Here is a 1583-nt window from a genome sequence, read left to right as displayed (position 1 = left end):
GTAATCGTTCACCAAGGTAACTTGACTTGATATTAACGGAGGGCGAGAGCCGCCTATAGATCAAAGACGTTGGGGTACGCTCTCTTCGCCACAACAGCCGTGATGATTTCACTCAACACTGACATTGCTGATAAGCCACGTTTTTTACAGGTTTCTATGAGGGTATGTATCCTACTGCGGAATTTATCGCCTGCATCCGAGGTCGTTCCGAAGCTGATTTTCCTTTGGATTACAAAGCCCCTAATACATCGCTCAGCTTCATTATTGGTTAAGGGGATTGACGTTTTCTTGAGGAAAACCCACAAGCTCTCTCTATGTTTGAGCAATAACTTGCACCGCCCCCGATACCGCTTGACCATGACATCAGTCCCTTTGCTCAACCAATGATCGAACGATTTCTGCAACCTACACATTCTTCGTAAGTACAGCACATAATCTAACTCATCTTGTTCATAACGATGCCGAGTATGGAAAATGGCGTTCGTCAGCAAACAAAGATGTTTACCAATATAAGCGGTGTGGCCACCGCCACTATAATCCGCCATTTGCTGAAGATTGCGCTTCACATGTGCCCAACATAACTGATGACGGTCTGCGGCTATCCAGTTATAGCTTGGGCACTGGTCGCTGACCACAATGCCGGTATACTCTTCATCGATGACCTTCTTCGCTGAGGAGGTCGAGCGCGAATACAGAATTTGTTCATAGACAAGGTCATCACTTGCCACTAACCAACACCAGCGAAGGCTTTGTTCATCATTTCGGTGATGCGAGGTTTCGTCAGTATGAATCAAAGGCGCTTTCTTTAACGCTTGTTTTATCGCTTGATGCAATGGAGTCAGCATTGAAGCGACTTTTGTTTGCGCTTCGCTAATCGCACCAACAGAAAACGTTGTGCCGAGTTGCTCTTTGAGCAGTGATTGGATCTTTCGAACGCTAAGGTGATATTGTCCTGCAAGCACACCAATGTAGCTTAATAAATTGGGACCGATAATCCCTTGTGATGCATTGTCAGGCTTTTGAGCTTTCACTGTTTCCTTGCAGTGGCGACATTGACCTGAAAATAAACGGTATTCAGTGATATCGACAGTGGGCTTGGGAATATCAAAGACTTGGTGTCGGTAGTAAGGACCATCATTAACATCAATGTCAGACTGAGCGCAACAAGGACAAGCATCCGGGAAGCAATCAATAATGGTATCCGTATCTTTTAATGGGGAGAGTTTTCGTTGATGCCCGGTGTGGCCTTGTTTAGCTCCTCTCGAATTGCGACCACCAGAGCTTTGATCTTTTTTCGCTCATGCTTGTCCTTAGGGTTGTCAGACGAAGGTGGTTTCGATGAATTTTTGGAGTTAGTTGCTTGTTTATCGGTAAGGTGGCGCAACTGTTCCCACAACTCTTCAATCAGTGCGTTTGCTTCATTAAGGTCAGAGGCTACGGGCGGTTCCTCTTGATATTTAGGGGCTTTCTTTCTGCTCATAACAAACAGGATGAAGCACTGGAATGATCACTCAATAGCCAAAAGTGGATCAAGTGCTGAGTGTCACACTTTTTCTGTCAATATGGGCTCGGTGAACACTTAC

General features: G+C 45.5%; 1 protein-coding gene. It reads right to left on the bottom strand.

All coding sequences use genetic code 11. The annotated features are described in order from the left end of the window. Positions 1 to 53 precede the first annotated feature (53 nt). Positions 54 to 1480 (bottom strand): IS66 family transposase gene (locus tag L3V30_RS23915; RefSeq protein ID WP_213972054.1). Its coding sequence is split into 2 segments (ribosomal slippage): positions 54 to 1288 and positions 1288 to 1480, totalling 1428 coding nucleotides; the frame shifts between segments, so codons are not numbered across the junction. Between the last annotated feature and the right edge of the window lie 103 nt (positions 1481 to 1583).

This window comes from Vibrio sp. A1-1 (genome assembly GCF_021728175.1).
Taxonomy (GTDB): Bacteria; Pseudomonadota; Gammaproteobacteria; order Enterobacterales; family Vibrionaceae; genus Vibrio; species Vibrio diabolicus.
The sequence above is the reverse complement of the archived record's forward strand: the minus strand, read 5'-3'. Positions and strand labels throughout refer to the sequence as shown.